The sequence below is a fragment of the Planomonospora parontospora genome (assembly GCA_014647935.1).
In the GTDB taxonomy this organism is placed as follows: Bacteria; Actinomycetota; Actinomycetes; order Streptosporangiales; family Streptosporangiaceae; genus Planomonospora; species Planomonospora parontospora.
Window position 1 is genome coordinate 64,403 of the sequence record BMQD01000009.1, and the last position, 19,589, is coordinate 83,991.

The 19,589-nt window shown below is 74.5% G+C and carries 22 protein-coding genes; 8 read left to right on the forward strand and 14 right to left on the reverse strand.

Annotated features, from left to right (window positions below; all coding sequences use genetic code 11):
- Positions 1–139 precede the first annotated feature (139 nt).
- Positions 140–535 (reverse strand): RidA family protein, encoded by a 396-nt coding sequence (locus tag IEZ07_RS15760; RefSeq protein ID WP_191895441.1) that lies wholly within the window; start codon positions 533–535, stop codon positions 140–142.
- Positions 536–671: 136 nt separating this feature from the next.
- Between IEZ07_RS15760 and IEZ07_RS15765 the strand changes: the two genes are divergently transcribed.
- From IEZ07_RS15765 to IEZ07_RS15775, 3 genes are all read left to right on the forward strand, one after another.
- On the forward strand, positions 672–1,646 hold the full coding sequence (locus IEZ07_RS15765; protein WP_191895442.1) for a helix-turn-helix transcriptional regulator: 975 nt from the start codon (positions 672–674) through the stop codon (positions 1,644–1,646).
- A 292-nt stretch (positions 1,647–1,938) separates the two neighbouring features.
- Complete coding sequence (locus IEZ07_RS15770) at positions 1,939–2,499, forward strand: RNA polymerase sigma factor (protein ID WP_068902284.1); 561 nt, start codon at positions 1,939–1,941, stop codon at positions 2,497–2,499.
- 99 nt (positions 2,500–2,598) lie between these two features.
- Entirely contained in the window at positions 2,599–3,066 is a 468-nt protein-coding gene (locus IEZ07_RS15775; protein ID WP_191895443.1) for a peroxiredoxin family protein, read from the forward strand.
- 136 nt (positions 3,067–3,202) lie between these two features.
- Here IEZ07_RS15775 and IEZ07_RS15780 read toward each other — a convergent pair whose 3' ends face one another.
- A complete protein-coding gene (locus tag IEZ07_RS15780) occupies positions 3,203–3,736 on the reverse strand; it encodes a DUF4240 domain-containing protein (RefSeq protein WP_191895444.1) in 534 nt (177 codons plus the stop codon).
- Positions 3,737–3,995: 259 nt separating this feature from the next.
- On the opposite strand from IEZ07_RS15780, the gene IEZ07_RS15785 reads away from it, so the two are divergent.
- Together IEZ07_RS15785 and IEZ07_RS15790 are read left to right on the forward strand one after the other, a co-directional pair.
- Positions 3,996–4,391, forward strand: a complete 396-nt coding sequence (locus IEZ07_RS15785) for a nuclear transport factor 2 family protein (RefSeq protein WP_191895445.1) — start codon at positions 3,996–3,998, stop codon at positions 4,389–4,391.
- A gap of 91 nt (positions 4,392–4,482) precedes the next feature.
- A complete protein-coding gene (locus tag IEZ07_RS15790; RefSeq protein ID WP_191895446.1) occupies positions 4,483–5,586 on the forward strand; it encodes a lytic transglycosylase domain-containing protein in 1,104 nt (367 codons plus the stop codon).
- An 87-nt stretch (positions 5,587–5,673) separates the two neighbouring features.
- Here the strand turns inward: IEZ07_RS15790 and IEZ07_RS15795 are convergent, their stop codons facing one another.
- Positions 5,674–6,324 (reverse strand): NADPH-dependent F420 reductase, encoded by a 651-nt coding sequence (locus IEZ07_RS15795; protein WP_191895447.1) that lies wholly within the window; start codon positions 6,322–6,324, stop codon positions 5,674–5,676.
- Between the two features lie 151 nt (positions 6,325–6,475).
- Here IEZ07_RS15795 and IEZ07_RS15800 point away from each other — a divergent pair, with 151 nt between their 5' ends.
- A complete protein-coding gene (locus IEZ07_RS15800; protein ID WP_191895448.1) occupies positions 6,476–6,877 on the forward strand; it encodes a winged helix-turn-helix transcriptional regulator in 402 nt (133 codons plus the stop codon).
- Here IEZ07_RS15800 and IEZ07_RS15805 read toward each other — a convergent pair.
- Entirely contained in the window at positions 6,874–9,039 is a 2,166-nt protein-coding gene (locus IEZ07_RS15805; RefSeq protein ID WP_239320212.1) for a DEAD/DEAH box helicase, read from the reverse strand. The genes IEZ07_RS15800 and IEZ07_RS15805 overlap by 4 nt on opposite strands.
- A 264-nt stretch (positions 9,040–9,303) precedes the next feature.
- Here IEZ07_RS15805 and IEZ07_RS15810 point away from each other — a divergent pair, with 264 nt between their 5' ends.
- A complete protein-coding gene (locus IEZ07_RS15810) occupies positions 9,304–9,690 on the forward strand; it encodes a nuclear transport factor 2 family protein (RefSeq protein ID WP_191895449.1) in 387 nt (128 codons plus the stop codon).
- Between the two features lie 102 nt (positions 9,691–9,792).
- Here the strand turns inward: IEZ07_RS15810 and IEZ07_RS15815 are convergent, their stop codons facing one another.
- Positions 9,793–10,722 carry a DMT family transporter gene (locus tag IEZ07_RS15815; RefSeq protein ID WP_191895450.1) on the reverse strand — a complete coding sequence of 310 codons (930 nt, stop codon included), beginning with the start codon at positions 10,720–10,722 and terminating at the stop codon, positions 9,793–9,795.
- A gap of 330 nt (positions 10,723–11,052) precedes the next feature.
- Positions 11,053–11,613 carry a TetR/AcrR family transcriptional regulator gene (locus IEZ07_RS15820; protein WP_239320210.1) on the reverse strand — a complete coding sequence of 187 codons (561 nt, stop codon included), beginning with the start codon at positions 11,611–11,613 and terminating at the stop codon, positions 11,053–11,055.
- Between the two features lie 110 nt (positions 11,614–11,723).
- On the opposite strand from IEZ07_RS15820, the gene IEZ07_RS15825 reads away from it, so the two are divergent.
- On the forward strand, positions 11,724–12,074 hold the full coding sequence (locus tag IEZ07_RS15825) for a rhodanese-like domain-containing protein (RefSeq protein WP_191895452.1): 351 nt from the start codon (positions 11,724–11,726) through the stop codon (positions 12,072–12,074).
- An 83-nt stretch (positions 12,075–12,157) separates the two neighbouring features.
- On the opposite strand, the gene IEZ07_RS15830 is transcribed toward IEZ07_RS15825, so the two are convergent.
- From IEZ07_RS15830 to IEZ07_RS15865, 8 genes are all read right to left on the reverse strand, one after another.
- Complete coding sequence (locus IEZ07_RS15830) at positions 12,158–14,752, reverse strand: AfsR/SARP family transcriptional regulator (RefSeq protein WP_191895453.1); 2,595 nt, start codon at positions 14,750–14,752, stop codon at positions 12,158–12,160.
- A gap of 152 nt (positions 14,753–14,904) precedes the next feature.
- A complete protein-coding gene (locus IEZ07_RS15835; protein ID WP_068902254.1) occupies positions 14,905–15,294 on the reverse strand; it encodes a hypothetical protein in 390 nt (129 codons plus the stop codon).
- Positions 15,291–15,893, reverse strand: coding sequence for a hypothetical protein (locus IEZ07_RS15840; RefSeq protein WP_191895454.1), 603 nt, complete (start codon positions 15,891–15,893; stop codon positions 15,291–15,293). The genes IEZ07_RS15835 and IEZ07_RS15840 overlap by 4 nt, the downstream gene beginning before the upstream one ends.
- The gene (locus tag IEZ07_RS15845) at positions 15,890–16,420 is read right to left on the reverse strand and encodes a TadE/TadG family type IV pilus assembly protein (protein ID WP_307729025.1); all 531 of its coding nucleotides are present in this window, start codon (positions 16,418–16,420) and stop codon (positions 15,890–15,892) included. Before IEZ07_RS15845 ends, IEZ07_RS15840 begins: the two co-directional genes overlap by 4 nt.
- 15 nt (positions 16,421–16,435) lie before the next feature.
- A complete protein-coding gene (locus tag IEZ07_RS15850) occupies positions 16,436–17,323 on the reverse strand; it encodes a type II secretion system F family protein (RefSeq protein WP_191895456.1) in 888 nt (295 codons plus the stop codon).
- Positions 17,323–18,204: a type II secretion system F family protein gene (locus IEZ07_RS15855; protein WP_191895457.1), complete on the reverse strand. Its 882-nt coding sequence runs from the start codon at positions 18,202–18,204 to the stop codon at positions 17,323–17,325. The genes IEZ07_RS15850 and IEZ07_RS15855 overlap by 1 nt, the downstream gene beginning before the upstream one ends.
- On the reverse strand, positions 18,201–18,893 hold the full coding sequence (locus IEZ07_RS15860; protein ID WP_191895458.1) for a CpaE/TadZ family protein: 693 nt from the start codon (positions 18,891–18,893) through the stop codon (positions 18,201–18,203). The genes IEZ07_RS15855 and IEZ07_RS15860 overlap by 4 nt, the downstream gene beginning before the upstream one ends.
- A complete protein-coding gene (locus IEZ07_RS15865; RefSeq protein ID WP_191895459.1) occupies positions 18,890–19,471 on the reverse strand; it encodes an SAF domain-containing protein in 582 nt (193 codons plus the stop codon). The genes IEZ07_RS15860 and IEZ07_RS15865 overlap by 4 nt, the downstream gene beginning before the upstream one ends.
- Positions 19,472–19,589 lie beyond the last annotated feature (118 nt).

A 19,589-nucleotide genomic window follows, 5' to 3' on the forward strand; every position in this document is an offset into this window, starting at 1 on the left:
GCCGGGGTGCTTGAACCCGAGGGCACTTGAACCCAGGCACTCGAACCCAGGCACTTGAACCCAGGCACTCGAACCCGACCGGCGGGTCAGGCCCACCCGTGCCGCCTCCGGCGGTCCTGCCGGAGGCGGCGAGGCCGCATCACGCGACGGCGGTCCCCTCGAGTTCGACCATCAGGCCGGGGATCGCCAGTCGTGTCACCCCGAGCATCGTGGTGGGCGGTGCCGCCCCGGCGGCGCCCAGCCGCGCCGCCAGCACGCCGTAGTGCTCGAAGAGCCGGTCCACGTCGGTGGTGTAGACGTTGAGCCGGACCAGGTCGGCGAGGGACATCCCGGCCTCGCCGAGCACGGCCTCCAGGTTGTCCAGGCTCAGCGCCAGCTGCGCCGCCATGTCATCGGCGTGCTGGGGCTTGCCGTCGCCGCTCATCGCGGTCTGCCCGGCGCAGTACAGGGTCCGGGTGTGCCCCGAGACGATCTCGCCCTGGTTGTATCCCAGCTCCACCGACCACACCCACGGGTTGACCGCCGTTCGTTCCATTGCCCTATCAGCTCCATTCGGTTCGTCGACATCACGCACGCCCGTCGGCGCGGTGGCCGCCGTCTCTTTCGTGACGCCGATCAGCCTCCCGGCAAATCACGACATCTTTTGTCGCGTATTCCGATAAAGTTTTCGCATGCGCGCCGACCGGCTGGTCTCGCTGGTGCTCCTGCTGCGGCAGCACGGTCGGCTCTCCGCGGCCGCACTGGCCCGCGAGCTGGAGGTGTCCACCCGCACCGTGCTGCGCGACATCGAGGCGCTGTCCGCAGCCGGCGTCCCGGTCTACGCCGAACGCGGCCGACACGGCGGTTTCGCGTTGCTGCCCGGTTTCCGGACCGAGCTCACCGGGCTGAACCACGACGAGGCCCTCGCCCTGCTGGTCGCCGGATCGCGGCGCGGCGCGCAGGCGTTCGGCCTCGGCTCGGCGCTCGCCTCGGCGATGCTCAAGGTGGTCGACGCGCTGCCTGAGAGCTATCGGGACACCGCGGCCGGCGCGGCCGAGCGACTGCTCATCGATCCGGAGACCGACCTCCTCTCGCGCCGGCTGGTCACCGAGGAGGTGCCCGACGCCGTGGTGGCCGAGGTGCTGCGCGCGGTGGTCGCCGGGCACAGGCTGCGCATCCACTACGCGGCCGCGGACCAGACCCCGCGGTGGCGCACGGTGGACCCGGTCGGCCTGGTCACCGTACGCGACCGGGGCTATCTGCTGGCCACGAGGTCCGGCGCGGACCGAACCTACCGGCTGTCCCGGATCCTGGCCGCCGAAGAGCTCGCCGAACCCGCGCAGCGACCGGACCGGGTCGACCTGGACCGGGCCTGGCAGGAACGCAGCACGCGGTTCCGAACCGGCGGCGACCAGGTCGCCGTGCTGGTACGGGTGGACCCGGCGCGGCGGGAGGACCTGGTGGGAACCGCGCTGGCCGTCCTCGCCGAAGCGGCCGACCCGGACGGCTGGCTGCGGCTGGAGGTGACCTTCCAGGATCCGAGGCACGCCGAATGGGCGCTGTGGCAGCTCACCACGAACGCCGAGGCCCTGGCCCCGCAGTGGTTGCGCGATTCCCTGCGCGACCGCGCCGCCGCGGTCGCCGCCCGCTACAGGGCGTCGTCCTGAGACGCACCGTCGTGATCGTCCACCGGGGCGCACCCGCCGACCGAGCCGTGAGCGGCCGGCCGGGCCGTGAGCGGTCGGCGGGCCGTCCCGCGCCGCGACGGACCGCGTGCCGGCGTACCGGTCGCGGTGCTCCCGGCGAAGTCGGCCCTGAGACGGTGAATCCTTTCGCGGCGCGGGGGCCTCTTATGGGGTGATGTTCACGCTGGGAAGGAGATTCGGATGAGTGACGTCGTGGTGCCGGCTGTCCGGCGGGCGCCTTTCACGGCCCCGTTCCGGTGGCAGGGGCGCGGACGTGGCTGACCGCGGCTGGGCGAGCGCGCAACTCATCGAGGCCGCACAGGCCGGTGATCGAGAGTCGATCGCCGCGGTGGTCCACGGCGCCCACTCCCATGTGCGGCGCTTCGCGGAGCATCTCTGCGCCTCCCCGCAGGATGCCGAGGACGCCGCCCAGGAAGCGCTGATCATCCTCTACCGGAAGATCGGTTCGCTGCGCGCCACCGGGGCGCTGGCGTCATGGATGTTCCGGATCGTCCAGAACGAGTGCCTGCGCCGGGTCCGGCTGCTGTTCGACCGCTATGACGAGGCCGACGCCGGTCTGGCGACGTCGGCCGAGGAGGAGGTCATCCGGCGGCTGGAGGCCGATCTCGTCGCACAGGCGATCAGGGAGCTGCCGGACGTGCAGCGCAGAGTACTGATCATGCGGGATGTGCTGGGTCACCCGGGGCCGGTGGTCGCGGAGAGGCTCGGGCTGAGCAACGCCGCGATGAAGTCCCAGCTGCACCGGGCCCGTAGCAGGTTGCGGCACAGCCTGGACGGAAGGAACGACACCGCCGACCGCCCGCACCAGGCCTGAACCACCCGCGCCCGGCCTGCGCGGACCGTATCCCCACAACCCGAGTCATTCCCACCACCTGAGTCATTCCCACCACCCGAGTCGAAGGGGAGCCCGCCCATGCTCGAAACCGGATCGCCCGCACCCGACGTCGTGCTGGAGGACACCGACGGCCGGACCTTCCGCCTGCACGACCACCGGGGCGGTCACGCCGTGCTCATCTACTTCATGCGGTCGACGTCGTGCCCGGTCTGCAACCGGCACGTCCGAGACCTCATCCGGCACCGCGACGAGTTCGCCGCCGAGGACATCCTGGTGTTCGTCGCGGTTCCCGAAGATCGCCGGACGGCGGCCGCGTGGAAGGCCGAGCGCCGGATCCCGTTCCCCGTCCTCACCGGCCGCCTCGGCAGCCCGCACGAGATGATCGGCCTGAGCAGGAAGGTCTTCGGCGCGGTGCAGCAGTCGGGCAGCGTCCTCATCGATTCCCAGGGCGTCGTCCGCCACGCCCACGGTGCCACTATGCCCGTCAACGGCTATCGCAGGAAGGCGATCACCACCGCCGTCCAGGTCCTCCGCACACGTCGGTGAGCCGCATTCGGGCGGCCCTTCCGACGAGCGGGACCGGTCAGGGGGCCGTATCTGAGGTCCGCCCCCGGAGAGCGGACGACGGCCCGTCCGGACCGCCGCCGTGCGGCGGGAGCGGACGGGCGCCGCGGGGGACGGGTCAGCGGGGCCAGCCGGCCGGGTTCGAGCACGACTCGCGGGAGATCCCCGATCCGGTGTCCGGGAAGGCCCCGTGGCGCTCATGGTGCAGGTGCGCGAAGAAGTAGCACATCCGCTCGCACTCGGCGTCCGGCACCGCCGTCTCCGGATCCTCGGCCACCGCCGTGTAGAAGTCCCGGCCCATCGCCACGATGAAGCCTCGCGCGTAGAGGAACCCGTCGTCGGAGCCGTCGGTGACCGCCTGGACGTCGGCGCGGTCGATGTCGTAGAGCTTGCGCTCGACCACCCGGTCGAGATCGGTCAGCTCCTGCGCCGACAGCCCCTCGCCTGCGGAGCGGAGGTTGCCCAGGAACTTCGGCAGAGCGGCTTCGACCACGGCGACCGACGCGTCGCGGGAGTCTCCGCCGGGACCGGCCGCCCGGTGCGTCAGCGCCCGCCGCGCCCGCTCGACCTCCGCCCCCAGCGGTGCCCAGGCCTCCTCCACCAGCCCCCAGAACCGTTCCTCGTCCCCCACCGGGAGCCGCTGATCTCTCATGTCCGCCGCCTCTCATGACCGCCCCTGCGATCTGTCCCGACCACCGAACCAGACGGCACCGACAACTCGCTCCCGCAGGGTAGAAATCCCGTTGGTCGGGACGTGTCCGGTATGCGTCGACCGCGGCGAGTACGGCGGGGCGAAGATCCGGAGGGCGGCCGGGATCCTCGGCCGGTGATCCTCCCGACCTGGCACACCGGTCGGGCAGGTCGTAGTGTTCGTGGCGACGGGAACCGATCATCAACCGCAGAGGATCGCCGTGCACGTTCACGAGGCCGCGTTGCGCTGGACACAGGTGTGGACGACAGGATGGGCCCGGCAGGACGCCGAGGCCATCGTCGAGCTCCAGGCCGAGGACGGCGTCCACTGGTCGACGCCCTTCGACTCTCCCCACCGGGGACGCGCCGGGCTCAGGAAGTATCTCCAGGACGCGTTCGCGTCGGAGGTCGAGCCGACGCGGGCCCGCTTCGCCGCGCCACTGGTCCAGGGGGAGCAGGCCGCCGCAGAGTACTGGGCGCTGTGCCGCTACGACAGCGGCCCGCTGACCATCTCGGGGTGCACGATGCTCCGCTTCGACACCCGGGGCCTGGTCGTCGAGTCCTGGGACTACTCCTACGTCATCCCCGGTCACGTCCCCTTCCCGTTCGACTGGTAGCCGGCCCGGCCCGCTCCGCCCTCGCCCGGACGGCTCACCGGCCGAACGGGGAACCGGCCTGAGAGGTCGCCGCTCGGGTACGTTGGGGCCGGTGGAGCAGCAGCAGACGAAGATCGGAAGAACCGGCCGGTGGGCGGGGTCGGCGCGGGCGGGCTCTCCGGACGGCGAGCCGGTGGCCGCGCGCGCCCGGCGGCACGAGGGATCGGCGGACGTGCACCCCCGGCGACACAGCGAGCCGGTGGCCGCGCGCGCCCGGCGGCGCGGCGGGCCGGTGGCCGCCTCGCTCCTCGCCCTGACCGTCGCCGTCTCCGGCTGCGCCGCCTCGCAGGGATCGGCCTCCACCGCCGCCCCCGCCGGCCGTACGGCGGAGCGGACGGCTCCGGAGCGATCCGCGGCACCGGCGACGCAGCCCGCGCGTGAGGCCGCCGCCGATCTGCCCGCCCCCAGTGCGGTGATCCCCAAGGACCCGGCCCGGCTGGCCCGTGCCCTGACCGACACCACCGCACGGCTCCGTCGGGCGATCGACGACTGGATCCGCGACGGCGACCCCGCCGAGGGGAGGGCTCCCGAGCCGGTGGTGCTGCTGGCCCTGCACCAGCAGCGCATCTACCGTCACCTCGCCCGCAACCCGAAGACCGCCTCCCGCACCTACCCCGGGTTGTCGAAGGCCCTGGCCGGGGAGGCGGAGGCCAACGTGACGGCCGGCCGGAACCTGCTCTCCCTGGTCCACCCCGTCAGCAGGCCGGCCAGGTTCCGCGTCCGGGAGCCCGAGCCCGCCGACGTCCTGCTCAAGCACTTCCGGCACGCCGAGCGCCGGTTCGGCGTCGACTGGGAGGTGCTGGCGGCGGTGATGTTCGTCGAGACGAAGTTCGGCCGCGTGCGCTCGCCCAGCCACACGGGCGCCAAGGGGCCCATGCAGTTCATGCCTGGGACCTGGGCCGCCTACGGGATGGGCGGCGACGTCCACGACACCCGGGACGCCCTGCTCGCCGCGGCCAACTACCTGCGCGCCTCGGGCGCGCCGCGCGACTACCGGCGCGCGCTGTACGCCTACAACCACTCCTGGGCGTACGTCGACGCGGTGCGGCTGCACGCGCGCCAGATCAAGCGCGACATCCGGAACTACTACGCCTACTACAACTGGCAGGTGTTCGTGGTCACCACCCGCGGCGACCGCCGCCTCACCGGCCCCTGAGCGCACGGCCCCGGCGCCCCTCCTCCAGTGGACCGGGAGGTGCTCCCGGAGACGGGCCGGGTGCGGCCGGGAACGGGCCAGGTGACGCTAAGGAGTCCGCGGGGCCTCCGCGGGTGTCGGAAAGGCGAATCGCGTCTCCGCTCCGGACCACCACACCCCGATCGCGAACACCGCCGTCGCCTCCAGGTAGGCCGCGTGAGAGAGTCCCCCGCAGGGCATGGGCGTGCAGCCCATCGACGTGATCAGCCCGGTGAGCAGATCGAGGCTCCCCGGGTCGTCGCCGCAGAACGGCACGGCGAGGGGAGCACCCTCGAACACCGGCCGCGGCAACGTCCAGATGCTCTCGTGGCAGAGGTTGAACGCCTTGACCACGTGGGCCCCCGGTGCGGCTTCCGCCATCCGCCGGGCGATCGACGTCGTGCCGCCCGTCGTCAGCGTCAGGCCGTCGTCGGTCGGTACGACGGGGTTCGTGCAGTCGATCACCGTCCGCCCGGCGAGCGTGCCGCCGAACTCCTTCGCCAACCCGGGTGCCGCGTCCGCCGGGACCGCGATCAGGACGAGGTCTCCGTAGGCCGCCCCGTCGGCCGGGGTTCCGTGCCCGGCGGCGTCGATTCGGGCCGCGGTCGCCGCGGCGGCCGTCCGGTCGCGCCCGCCGACGAGGACGTCGTGTCCCGCGCGGACCCACGCTCCGCCCAGCGTCGTGGCCATCGCGCCCGTGCCGAGGATTCCGATGCGCATGATGCGGCTCCTGTCCCCGGATCGTCAGTGATCCGGTGTGCTCCGAGGGATCCGTGTGCTCCGAAGCGCCCCGGGGAGGGGCACCGGTCCGTGACGCTAGGCGGTCCGATGCACACCGCACGGTGTGCATCGGACCGGACAGGATGGGGGCATGGAGAAGCCCCCCGGCCCGCCGGAATCCGGCTACACCGCCGACTGCCAGGCGCGTCTCGCGTTCGAAGTGCTCACGAACCGCTGGGACGGCGTCGTGGTCTACACGCTCGGCGAGGCCGGCCCGATGCGGCCGCGGGCGCTGGTGACCCGGATCGGCGGTATCAGCCCCAAGGTCCTCAACGAGACGCTGCGACGGCTGGAGTACAACGGCCTGGTCTTCCGGCAGGCGTACGCGGAGGCGCCGCCCCGCGTGGACTACGCGCTGACGGAGGCCGGAAAGGCGCTGCTCGGGCCGATGCGGGCGATGGGCGAGTGGGCCGTGCGTCACGCGGGCGACGTGCTCGCCGCACAGGACCGGTTCTCGGAACGGAGCCGGGACCACCTCCGTACCGGAACCTAGCCGCGTCGTACGGCGAGGCGGCGTTGTTCCTCCTCGACGATCCGGCGTGCCAGTTCCTGCTCGGAGACGTCCACGGCGTCGGCGCTGGATTCTGCCAGGTCGCTCCGGCGCGCGTAGGCGTCGAAGAGTTCCTCCTTGGAGCCCAGGATGTCGAGCATGCGCTGGTCGACGCTGTCCACCGCCAGGAGCCGGTGCACCTGCACCTTGCGCACCTGGCCCATCCGGTGAGCGCGGGCCACGGCCTGTGCCTCCGCGGTCGGCTTGACCTGCGGCTCGCACATGATCACGACTGAGGCGGCCTGCAGATTGAGGCCCACGCCACCCGCCTGGATCTGGCAGAGCAGGACCGCGTGGCCCTCGGCGTCCGAGAACTCGTCCACCAGCTGCTGGCGGCGGGCCGGGGCGAGGTCACCGGAGATCGGCCCGTGCGCCCGACCGTCCAGGGCCTCCCGGACGCTCGCGAGCACGTCCCGGAAGTAGGAGAAGACCAGGACCTTGAGCCCGTTGACCCGGGCGTCCTCGACCAGTTCGAGCAGTCGCTTCAGCTTGGCCGAGGTGCCGGGAGAGGCGTAGGCGGCGCGGCGCATGGCCATGAAGTCGCCCGCCGTGACCGCCTGCCGGTAGGCGGCGAGGTCGGCTCCGCTGAACTCCACCCACTCCTCCGCACGGACCACGTCCGGCAGCTCGGTGAGCACGTCCTGCTGGTTGCGGCGCAGGTAGGCGGGGGCGACGGCCTTTCGGAAGGCCCGCGCTCCGGCGGCGGCGTCGCTGTCGCGGAGACTCGCGGCCAGCTCCGGCTGAAGGTAGGAGACCAGGACGCGGAACTCCTCCACCCGGTTCTCCATCGGTGTCCCGGTCAGGAAGAGCACCCGTTCGGCGTGCCGGCACCACCGGGCGACGGCTGTGGAGCGCCTGGTCTGCGGGTTCTTGACGTAGTGCGCCTCGTCGACCACGAGCATGCCGACCTCGACGGTGCGCGGCGCCTTCAACCGGTAGAGGCTGTCGAGGGTGACCACGGCCACACCGCCCCGCCGTACCCATTCCTCCTCGGCCGCCGGACGGTCGGTCCCGTGCAGCGGATGCACGCTCAGGGTGCTGCGCGAACGGAGCTCGCGCAGCCAGTTGATCAGGACGCTGGTCGGGCAGACCACCAGGAAATGGGTCCGCCCCTCCGCCCTGAGGTGCGCCAGGGCGGCGATGGCCTCGATCGACTTGCCCAGGCCCATCTCGTCGCCGAGGATCACCCGGCGCTGGGCGAGGGCGAAGCGGGCTCCGAAGGCCTGGTATCCGCGCAGGGAGACCCTGCGGTGGGTGCCGTCGAGCTCCTGGGCGTCTATCTTCGCGATCAGCTCGTCGGGGAGCAGACCGTGACCCGCCGCGCCGAACCCGCCGGCCAGTTCGGCGAGCAGGCCGTAGTAGTCAGGCGCGCGGAACTCGAAGTCGGTCCACGCCTCGAACTCCGACACCGCCGGGCGGAGCAGATCGGTGGTGACCTGGGTGAGCAGGAGACGGGTCTCCCGGGCGCGAACGAGCAGGTTCGAGAGCTCCGCGAGCGCCTCCCGGGCGCGACGGCGGCGCTCCGGGCGGGTGAGCATCATCCGCAGCCGCCCACGGGCCGGACGCGCGTCCGCCAGCAGCGGTCCGAGCCGCTTGTCCAGGTCGTGCGCCACCTCGCGGGCGCCCGCCAGTTCGGGACCGGCGGTCACCAGCCGATGCAGTGCGATCAGCAGACCGGTGGTCAGGGGTTCGTGCCGTTCGACGTCGATGCGGACCCTGACGGCCTCCTCGACGGCCTGCGCGATCTGGCGCGCCGCGGCGTGCATCTGTTTCACCGTGCGCGTGCCGATCCCGGGGATCAGCTGCAGGTAGTACGGCGAGGACTCCAGGACGTCCAGGACCGTGGCGTATCCGGAGCCTTCCAGCGCGCCGAGGCGGAGCCGTCCGCCGGTCACGTCCTTGAGACGGCCGACGGGGATCGAGCCCAGCTCGGCCCGGGCCAGACCGGCGCGGAGCGCGCCGAGCGCTCCTTCAGCCTCCTTCCGGGCCCGGGAGTATTCTCCGAGCAGGGCGCGGGCGTCGCCGAGCAGGCGGTGCGCGTCCCGGCAGAGGGCGTCCGCCTCCTTGGCCGGGAGCCGCCCGTTCTCCGGTTCGGTCACGCTCACGCCCCCGTCTCGCCGGGCCGGATCGATGAATCACGGGGCGAGGCCCGGTAAGGCCCGGCCGATCATCAATCTACCCGGGGAATCCCGGAGGAGCGTTCCAGGCGGCGGCCGTGGCCGGCGGTTCCGATGAACCGCGCGGACCAGCACGGGCGGCGTGCGGGCGGCGTCCCCGGACGGTCCCTTCCCGCGTGTCCGCACCGGGAGGCATCATGTCCACATCGGTGGCCGCACCCGCAGCGGAGACGGCGGAGAGAAGGGTTTCCCATGTCCGACCAGACGCTCACGGACGAACTGCACGAGGCCGAGCGGCGCCTGCAGGCGGCTCAGCTCGCCGGGGACGTCGAGGAGCTGGACCGGCTGCTCCACGAGCGGCTCGTCTTCACCGGCCCGCCGGACGGCGCCTGCGTCACCGGCGCCAAGCCGCTCGACCTGCACAACCACCGCTCGCGGACGCAGGTCATGACCGAGGTCGTCCAGGAGGACCTCACCGTGCTCGTCGAGGGGCGGACCGGGGTGACCTGCTTCCTGGGCAGGCTGGCGGGCACGTTCGCGGGCGAGCCGTTCGCCGGACGGATGCGCTACACCCGGACCTGGGTCCACGACGACGGGTACGGCTGGCGCGTCCTGGCCGCCCACGCCGGTCCCGCCTGACGGTCCGGTTCCGGCTCCTGAAGGCCCGGTTCCGGACCTCTGAAGGCCCTCTGAAGGCCCTCTGAAGACCCCTGCTTCCGCCCGGCGGTCCCGGGCGCCCTCCTACCGGGACCGTTCAGGGAGGTCGGAGAGGCCGGCGGAGCCTTCCGCAGGGGCCGGTGCGGCCGCGCTCCCACCCGTGGAGCGGCTCGCGGTCGCCACCACGGAACCGCCGAGGATCAGCGCGAACGCCATGACGGTCGGCGCGGTGAGGGGCTCTCCGAGCAGGACGACGCCCGCGGTGACGGCGACCGCGGGATTGACGTAGGTGAAGACCAGCGCCCTGGAGGCGCCGACCTCCCGGATGAGCGCGAAGAACACGATGAACGCCAGCGCGGTGCAGACGAGGGCCAGCCCGGCGAGCGCGGCCAGCGCCCGGCCCGAGGGCAGTGCGTCCGGCCAGGTCGCGATCGCGGGCGGCGTGTACACGAGCACCGCCAGGCCCAGGCACACGGCCGTCATGGGCAGGGACGGGACGTCCCGCAGCCGCCGGGCGGCGATGATCGGGGCCACGGCGTAGCAGGCCGCGGCCAGCAGCACCTCGGCGGTGGCCCACACGCTCCCGCCGCTCAGCTCCGGCCCGGCCAGCACGGCCACCCCGGCGAACCCCACGGCCAGGCCCGCCCACCGGAGGGGGCTGAGCCGTTCGGTGCCTCCGGTCAGCCTTTCCACGATCACCGCGACGATCGGCGAGGCCGCGATGAGCAGGCCGGTCATCGAACTGGTCAGATGGCGTTCGGCGTCGGACAGCAGCCACCACGGCACGATGATCTCGATCACCGCGAAGGCGGCCAGCGGGCGCCAATGCCGGAGGATCCCTCGCAACCGGCCCCCGTACAGGGCCAGCGGCAGCAGGACCGCGGCACCCACCGCGGTCCGCGCGAACACGAGGACGGGAACGGACACCTCGTCCACCGCCACCTTGATCAGCAGGTACGGGATCCCCCAGATGACGCTCATCATGGCGAACAGGCCCCAGCCGCGTCGGCTCACAGGCTCACACTCCCCGGTTCGGAATTCGGCTTCCGGGCTCGCGGACGCTCCTGCCCGCGGCGGACGCCGGAGACCTCGGCAGACGACGCCCCGGCCTCTCCCGAAGCCCGTGACGAGCACCTTAGGAACGGCGTCGGCCGGATGTAAGAGCCAAATCCATACGGAGTGAACGGACCAAGGGGAAGGGGAGCCGGGAGACGTCCCGCCCACGGCTTCGACCGGTGTCTCCTCGCCGTCCCGCCCGCCGGGCCCGGGTGTCTCCCCGCCGTCCCGCCCGTCCCGCCCGCCGGGCCCGGCGGAATCCCGCGGCGACCGGTCCGAGGCGGCTCCTCAGCGCACCCCGCCGAGCACGAGAGCCCGGACGGCCTCCCTCGCCCGCGCCTCGCCGTACTCCCCGGCCAGGGCCGTCATGTGCTCGGCCGCCAGCGGGGCGAGCAGCGCGTGCGCGAGCGGGTCGGCGTCGCATCCCGGACGGATCTCGGCGAGCAGGATCGCCGCGTGCAGACGCCAGAACCGGTAGGCGCCGATCCGGTAGCGCGCGCCGGGGCTGGCGGTCTCGGACAGGCGGACCAGGTCGAGGTGGTCCAGCAGGTAGTCGAGGTAGGCGCCCACGAAGGCGGACAGCCGCTCGGCGGCCGGGGCTCCGGGGCCCAGCGGAGGCGGTCCGGACAGGACGGCCTCCTGCAGCTCGCGCTCACGCTCGTCGAGCAGGGCTGCGGCCAGTCCCGACTTGTCGCCGAACCGGCGGAACAGCGTGCCCTTCCCGACCCCGGCTTCGGCGGCGACCGCGTCCATCGAGACGCCGTCCACTCCCCTCTCACGGAACAGCCTCGCCGCCGCCGACAGCACCTTCAGCCGGTTGCGCGCGGCGTCCGCCCGTTCCTTCGGCACTTCTCCCAGCAGCGTCCGCAGCGGCTCGCTTGACGAAACGGACTGTGGTCCGGTAATTTTCGGGTCGTTCACACAAACGGACTATAGTCCACTTAACTTCGGAGGTCGACATGACCGCACTGATCAGCCGCGACGAGCTGAAGGCCGCGATCGAGGCGGGGACCGTCACCGTTGTGGACGCCCTCGGGGGCGCCTACTACGAGCAGCAGCATCTGCCCGGGGCGGTCGCCCTGGTGGAGGGCGAGGTCACCGCCCGTGCCGCAGAGCTGCTGCCCGACCGGGACGCCGCCATCGTCACCTACTGCTCCAACCCCGCCTGCGGCAACAGCGAGGCGGTCGCCCGGCGCCTGTCCGCTCTCGGCTACACCGACGTGCGCAAGTACCGGGAGGGCATCCAGGACTGGGTCGAGGCGGGTCTCCCCGTCGAGACGGGTCTGCCCGCCGAGCGCGCGGGGGTGTGAGCGGAGGCCGCGCCCACAGCCGCCCACAGCCGCTCACAGCCGCCCACAGCCGCTCACAGCCGCTCACAGCCGCTCACAGCCGCTCACAGCTCGGACAGCAGGCGCTCCGTCTCGCGGGTGGGCCGTACCCCCATCGCGCACAGGCGCCTGCGTAGGAGCGTCGCCGCCTCACCCGCCCGGTCCCGGTGGCCGAGCTCCAGCTGGAGGCGGATGAGGCGGCGCCAGGCCTCCTCCGGGTCCGGGTCCAGGGCGACGGCCCGCTCCAGGACGTCGAGCGCGGCCTGCGGGTCTGCGGGTGCCCGGAGCTCGGCGAGCCGGACGAGCACGTCGGTCTGGACCCGCCGCTGCCCGCTGCGCCGGTCGTCGAGCCACTCGCGGGCGAGCCCTTCGGCCAGCGCCCCGCGGCAGAGCCGGGCGGCGCAGTCCAGGGCGTCGATCCGCGACCTGTCGTCGGCGGCCGTGCCCGCCTCCCCGACCACGGCCTCGAAGTCCCACAGGTCCACCGCGACCATGGCCGGATCGATGCGGTAGGTCCCGCCGTCCCCGGTGATGAACGGGGAGTCCCGGCGGCCCCGGTCCGCTCCATCGGTCGCGGCCCGCAGCGCGTCGCGCAGGCTCCGCAGGGCGTCGTGGACGCACGCGTCCACCTCCGTGCCCGGCCACAGGGCGGCACGGATCTCCCCCGTCCGCAGTCCCTGCGGGTGGAGGGCGAGCAGAACGAGCAGGAGCAGCCGGGGACCGCCCACGGGCACCGCCCCGGGGCGGCCCTTCGCCTGGACGACCGGCCGCCCGAGGATCGAGAGGCGTACGGGCTCCGGGCCCTCCCAGACGGGCAGCCCGTCCGCGTCCGCCCGTTCCCCGGCGGAGCCGCGGGCACCGCGCCCACCGGTGGAACCGGGAGAACCGGGGACACCGCCCGTGTCCGCCCCGCCACGGTCCCCGTCGCCCTCCTCCTCGCCCTCCTCGTCGAGACCGCTCCCGACGCGGCCGTCACCATCCCCGGCAGCCGCCTCGGCGAGCAGGCGCAGGCAGTCGCCCCCGTCACGGGCGGAGAGCCCGAAGAGCCGCGCGCCGAGCAGTTCCTCGGCCTTCGGCCCGCTCGCCTCGCCGATCCGGCCGTCCTCCCCGACCTCGCAGGTGGTCCCCGGCGGCCAGTCGCCCAGCAGCAGCGCCCCGGTGCCGGTCCGCGCGGAGGAGGCCAGCAGCGCGGCCACGTCCCAGTCGAAGATCTCCTCGGTCACCGACGCGACGAGCAGGACGGCGGGCAGCACCTCACCGGGATCGCGCTCCCGGAGTTCCGCGACGTCCGCGGCACCACGTTCGATCAGCATGCGGCGCCGGGTGAAGTGCGCCTCGGTGAACCGGTCGACCGCCGCGTCGGCCGACTCGACGACCGTCAGCCCCGGTACGGCGCCCGTCCGGGCCTCCCACCCATTCCCGGCGGGGCCGAACAGTTCCCGTGCGTCCGCCGCACGGACGACGACCTCGGCGCGGAACCGCCCGGCCTGCCGCAGCAGGTCCAGGACGATCGCGCGGGCGGACCGGACGGCCCCCGGTCCCGTGAGCCCCAGGCTCAGCCCGGCGAGTCCGGCCTCGACGCCGCTCCGATCGCGGCGGTGGCCGACGAGCAGCCGTTCCGGCACGTCGAGGGAGAACGACTCCCGTACCAGATCGGCGTCGCCCGGCAGATCCTCTCCCCTGTCCGCGTAGGTCCGCAGATGGGCCCGGCGCAACGCGCCGACGACGGGAGCGGGCTCCGGGTCCTCCTCCGGACCGCTGCCCGCGCCCGCCCCGGCTCCACTCCCGGTCCCCGCCCCGATTCCACTCCCGGTCCCCGCCCCGATTCCACTCCCGGTCCCCGCCCCGGCTCCGGTCTCCGGTCCGGCCGGGGCCTGTGGGGAGATCCTCCGGCGGCGATGGCGGTGGAAACGGACGGTGGCGTAGGCGGTGCTGATGCCGGCGGCGAACATCGGGGAGACCACTCCACCCGACGGGGTCTCCACGACGAGCGCTCCGGGAGACGCGGACTCCGGCACGGCGACCGGGGCCGGTGGGACCGCGGGCCGTACCACCGGCGGAACCCCGGAGAACGGAGAAGCCGCGACCTCGGGGAACGGAGAGCGCGAGACCTCGGAGAGCGGAGAGCGCGAGGCCTCTGGAACCGGGACCTGCGGGATCCGGATGCCAGATGCCGGTGGCAGACGTCCGGGATCGGTCGCGTCCTTCTCCAGGGTGATCCTTCTCATCGGGGCCGTGGGCCACGAGTCGCCGGCGGCGGCCACCACGATCGTCGAGGGCTCCCGGCGGACGGTCGGCTGCGGGCCGGGCGGCGGGACCGCGGTGGTGAGCGCGCCGATCAACCGCTCCACGACGGCCCTCGGCGGTCCGAGCAGCGGGAGGTGAGTCTCCACTCCCCGGGCCGCGACGGCGATCTCGGCGAGCAGCGCCACCGTGAACGCCGCCCACAGCAGCCAGAGCACACCGGTCAGGATCCCGTACGGCAGGCCGTCCGGGAGCGGGCCCGTGAGCATCCGCCGGGCCTCCTCCCAGGACGGGATCTCCCGCGGGAACCGCGGGACCGGCGGACCGTCCAGGCGGACCAGCAGCACCGGGACGCCCGCCTCGACCACCGAGAGCAGCCCGATCACCCCGAGAAGGCGCGCCGCGCGCCCGAGCACCCGCCCTGTCCGCCGTCCCGCCCTCCGCAGCTCCGCCCGCACGGCCTTCCACCCGGTGGCCCGCGCATCCGGCCGCCCCGCCGCACACGCCCCAGTGCCCGTGCCCGCACCCGTATCCGCCTCCGCAGGAGCGGCGGCCCCCGGGGCCCTTCTCATCGCGGCGTCCCCGCCGTCCGGCGCTGTGCCGTCACCGACGCGCGGCCGGAGACCTCGAAGGCGCCCACCCCGGCGAGACCGAGGATCCGGGGCGGCTGGACCACCCGGACGACGACCGTCACCGTGTCGCCGGAGACCTCCACCGTGGCGCTGCCGGAGGCCGCCGAGGCGTAGGCCAGCGCGGCGGTCCGGGCTCGGCCCGGGTCGAGCCGCACCTCCCCGTCGCGGCGGTAGGCGCCGAAGTCGAGCTGCCGGGCGCCCGACCGCGCGGCCTCGTACGCCTCGTTGACCGCCCGCACCCGGGCCGCGAGCACCAGGCCCCCGTCCACGACGATCCCGGCGAGCAGGAGCAGCGCTCCGACGACTCCCGCCGCGAACCCGTTCACCGCGACCTCCAGGAGGGGATCGGCGCGGTGAAGGCCGAGGTGAGGTCCGCTCCGCCCGGAAGGTGCGCCATCGCGACGTCCGCCAGCCGTACCCGGCAGGTGACGGTCACGGTGACGGCGCCGCCCGGCCGGAAGAGGCCGACGCCCACGTCCGGGCCCGCGACCGCCGGACCGCCGCAGCCGCTCCGGCCGGAGGCGAGCACCGCCTCGGCCGCGGCCCGCGCCGCCGAGACGGCCCCGGCAGGGTCGCGGGCGGCGGCCGCGGCCCGGGCCGCCTGGCGGGCGGCGCCGTCGACCTCCAGCCGCGCGCTGACCAGGCCGCCCGCCGCGACCGCGGCCAGGATCAGCACGAGCAGCAGCGCAACGAGCAGGACCAGCCCCACCGCCGCGACCCCCCGCTCCCCCCGGACCGCCCCACCGGGCAGGGACCCGCCACTCCGGACCGCCCTACCCGGCAGCGACCTGCGACTTCGGACCGCCCCACCGAACAGCGACCTGCCACTCCAGACCGCCCCACCGAACAGCGACCTGCCACTCCAGACCGCCCCACCGAACAGCGACCTGCCACTCCAGACCGCCCCACCGGGCAGGGGCCTCACCGGCCGTCTCCCATGTCTCCCGGTCTCTCCACCGGGCCGTGCACGACCACCCGCACCGGGAGATCCAGGAACGGCACGACCGCCTGGGCGACCCCGCTGACCTCGGCGCGGGCGCTGTCCGCCGTACGGGACACCGATGCCCGCGCGTCGCGCAGCACCGGTCGCCCGAGCTGGGACAGCAGCAGCGACGCCTTCGCCCGGCCGGCCTCCGCCCCGGCCCCGTGGACCCGGGCGGACGCCAGCGCTTCGGCCGCCGTCGCCTCCGCGACGTGTACGGCGTGCCGCCACACCCCGAACTGCACGACGATCAGGACGAGCGCCAGCGCGGCGGGGAACACCACCGCCGCCTGGACGGCCGCCGCCCCACGGTCCGGTACGAACCGGGGGGACCGTGCACGGGCGGCGTCCCTGCAGCCGTCCCTACGGCCTTTCCCCCGGTCTCCCTGACCGCTCCCGTCGCTCTGACCGGCACTTCGGCCGTCTCCACCGTTTCCCTGGGCGTTCCGGATGTTCCTCCAGTGGTTCAGGGCTCCTCCAGCCGCTCAGAGTCCGGCCAGGACCGAGGCGACGGCCGGGTAGCCGGTGAAGATCAGGAAGCCGAGGAGCAGCCCCGTGACGGGCAGGTCCATGCGCTCCGTCGCGGTCCGGGCCGCGATCTCGGTCTCGGCGAGCCGCCGAGATCGGAGCTCCGCCGCCCTGGCGGTGAGCGAGGCGCGCAACCGGGTGGCATCGGCCCCGGCGAGCCCGCCCGCGACGGCGAGGCCGGCCAGTTCGTGCACGCCGTACTCCTCCCCCATCCGCCCGAGGGCGGCCCAGGGGGGACGGCCGGAGGTCAGCGCGGCCCGGACCGCGGCACCGAGCCGTTCGAACGCCCACCCGTCACCGGCCCGCGCCGCCTCGGTCAGCGCGCCGTCGATGTCGCGGTCCTCCGCGAGGGCGATGACGGCCAGGTCCAGGAAGGCGGAAAGCGCGTGGCGGAGCTCATCCCGCCGCCGGGCCGCACGCGAGCGCAGCACCCGGTCGGGGGCGAGGAATCCCGCCGTTCCCAGGAGTGCGGACGTCCCGGCGGAGACCTGCCAGGGCGTGGGGGCGCCGGTGAACGCCGCGGCCGCGCAGGCGGCGGGGCCCAGCAGCGCGCCCGCGATCCCGACGACGGCCTTCTCCCCGAGCAGGCCGTTCGTGCCGCCCCCGCAGACGGCCAGGTCGCGGCGGGCCGCGACGCCGGGCAGCCCCCAGGCGGCCAGCGGGCCGGCCAGTGGGCGGCCGAGGCGCGCGAGGAGGCCCGCGCCGGGGTCGGCGGGGCGTACCGGGGTGCCGTGGCGGAGCCGGTGGAGCTCCTGGGCGAGCGTGGGGCGGGCGGGCCAGAGTCCGAACAGGAGGGAGACGAGCCCCAGACCGGTGCCCGCCCCGAGCAGCAGTGCGAGCGCCATCAGGCATCGCCCCCGTCCGGCCGGAGCGGCAGGCGCGGCGGTTCGGGGACGCGGCCGAGCCGGTGGAGCAGGAGGAACGAGACCGCGGAGACGAGCCCCGCCGCCAGCAGGACGAGCTGCCCGGCCGAGGTGTCGTAGGGGGCGAGGAACTCGCGGTTGAACAGCACCAGCCCGCCCGCCGCCACCGCCGTGGCGGCTACGACCGCCCGGGCCGACGACCTGGCCCTGGCACGCGCGGACGCGACGCGCAGCCGCACGGAGGCGTGCGCCCGGGCGGCCTCGGCCACCGCGCCGAGCAGGAGGCCGAGCCGGTCGGCCCGCCGCCCGGCGGCCAGGATCAGCGCGGCGCACACCAGGTCGCCGGTCGGATCGGCGAGCTCGTCGGCGAGTTGCCGGAGCGCCGCGGGGAGCGGCTCGCCCCGGCCGACGCGGGCGGCCAGCCAGACGATCCGGGGCCGGATCGCCGCCGGCGCGATCGGCGCGGTCGCGGTGACGACCTGCTGCAGCCTCGTCGGGGCGACGAGGACGTCGCGGAGCATCTCCGCCCAGCCCGCGATGGCCTCGATCCGCTCCACGGCCCGCGCGTGCTCGTGGTCCGGGCCGAGCGTCCCCGGCAGGAACCAGCCGGCCAGCCCGGCCAGGACCGTGCCGACGGGCCAGTGGGTGAGCGCGCCGACGGCTCCGGCCGCGAGGACCGCGGCGGTGATCCGCACCGGTGTCCGGCGGTCGGCGCGCGGGCCGTACCTCCCGGCCCCCCGAGGACCCCGATGCCCCTGGTGCTCCTGACCCGCCTCCTGCCGGCGCAGTCCCGAGACGAGCAGGAGGAGCCCCGCACCGGCGCCCGCCCCGGCCAGCACCGCCAGCAGCACCTGAACGGTCACGCCACTCCTTCCAGCGGCGCGACCGAGGCGAGCGCGCCGGAGATCCGGCGGGCGGCCCGGACCAGGCGGGTCCGCTGCCGCCGCCCCTCCAGGAACGCCTGGGCGGCCGGGTCATGGGCGATGTGCGCGCGGATCCGCACACCGATCGCGTCGGTCACCTCCCGGGGCGGGTAGGAACCCCGGCCGACCAGGACCAGCTCGGCGTGGGGCAGGGCCTCCGCCAGCCCTTCCAGGTGCGCCAGGTCCGCCAGCCGGGGACGCGCCAGGACGAGGACGCGGTCCATGCTCACGGCGAGCTCCGCGGCCGGGCCCGCCAGCCGCCCCAGGTCGGCGACCACGGCCGCGCCCGCCGGGAGTTTGCCGAACACCTCCGGCAGCGTGGCGCTGAGCGTCATGAGCGCGGCGTGCGCCCGGTCCGGCCGGGCGGGGCCGGCGATCACCGGCAGGCCGCCGGGCAGGGTCTGCGTGTGGCGCCGCAGCGCCTCCGCGTCGCGCTCGCTGCGGGTCTCGGCGGCCAGCGAGACGGTTCCCGGGGAGGGTTCGAGCCGGAAGTATCCGGCGAGCTCTCCGCCGGAGGCGTCCAGTTCGGCCAGGACCACGTCCGTTCCGGGCCAGGTGGCCGCCAGGGCGAGGGCGAAGGTGGTCGCGCCCGGCGAGTTCTTCATCGAGGCGACGCCGATGACGGTCACCGCGCCCCCTGCGAGACCTGCACCAGCGTGAACATGCCCTGCGCGACCGGAGCGGCGATCTTCTCCGCGTCGCTCCGCGGCAGCAGCAGCGTGACCACGGCGGGGCTCTGCGGCTGGTCGGGCCTGCGGACCTCGGTGACCACGGCGACCACGGACTGCGGCCTCGTGCGGGTCCCGCCGGCGCCCGCGGTGACGGCGTCGCCGGGGATCTCGGTGACGGCGACCCGGTCTCCGGGCGCCAGGCCCGGAGCGTACTGCCCGGGCCGCACCGCCGCCCCGATCAGCGCCTGGTCCGGCCGGGGGTGGGCGGCGCTCTCGCCGACGTTCTTCTCGGTGAGCAGGGCCCCGGCCACCACCGGGACCGTGAGCTTCCGGCCGACCAGGCTCCCGGCACGGCTCGCCGGGATGAGGCCGGCGTCCACGGCCCCGGTCACCGGGCGCAGGTCGCCGGCGTCGAGGACGTGCCCGGCCGGGAGGTCGGACCGTACGGCTACCGCCCCCGCCGGGGTCCCGGCCCGCAGGGTGATCGCGGCCGAGGCGAGCGCGCACGCCGCCACGAGGACGCCTCCGAGCAGCATCCTGCCCGCGCTCCGGCGCCTCCTCGGCGCACCGGTCGTCGGTCGCGCCGGTCTGACCGCCGTCGTGGCCACTGCTTCCCCCTCTTCGGACTGTGACGATCTGCAGATTGCGATGGTC

Bases quoted from the DNA above. Each gene is read 5' to 3' on its own strand.
- IEZ07_RS15760 (WP_191895441.1), bottom strand. From the start codon at position 535: ATGGAACGAACGGCGGTCAACCCGTGGGTGTGGTCGGTGGAGCTGGGA.
- IEZ07_RS15765 (WP_191895442.1), top strand. From the start codon at position 672: ATGCGCGCCGACCGGCTGGTCTCGCTGGTGCTCCTGCTGCGGCAGCAC.
- IEZ07_RS15775 (WP_191895443.1), top strand. From the start codon at position 2,599: ATGCTCGAAACCGGATCGCCCGCACCCGACGTCGTGCTGGAGGACACC.
- IEZ07_RS15780 (WP_191895444.1), bottom strand. From the start codon at position 3,736: ATGAGAGATCAGCGGCTCCCGGTGGGGGACGAGGAACGGTTCTGGGGG.
- IEZ07_RS15795 (WP_191895447.1), bottom strand. From the start codon at position 6,324: ATGCGCATCGGAATCCTCGGCACGGGCGCGATGGCCACGACGCTGGGC.
- IEZ07_RS15800 (WP_191895448.1), top strand. From the start codon at position 6,476: ATGGAGAAGCCCCCCGGCCCGCCGGAATCCGGCTACACCGCCGACTGC.
- IEZ07_RS15810 (WP_191895449.1), top strand. From the start codon at position 9,304: ATGTCCGACCAGACGCTCACGGACGAACTGCACGAGGCCGAGCGGCGC.
- IEZ07_RS15825 (WP_191895452.1), top strand. From the start codon at position 11,724: ATGACCGCACTGATCAGCCGCGACGAGCTGAAGGCCGCGATCGAGGCG.
- IEZ07_RS15850 (WP_191895456.1), bottom strand. From the start codon at position 17,323: ATGGCGCTCGCACTGCTGCTCGGGGCGGGCACCGGTCTGGGGCTCGTC.
- IEZ07_RS15865 (WP_191895459.1), bottom strand. From the start codon at position 19,471: ATGCTGCTCGGAGGCGTCCTCGTGGCGGCGTGCGCGCTCGCCTCGGCC.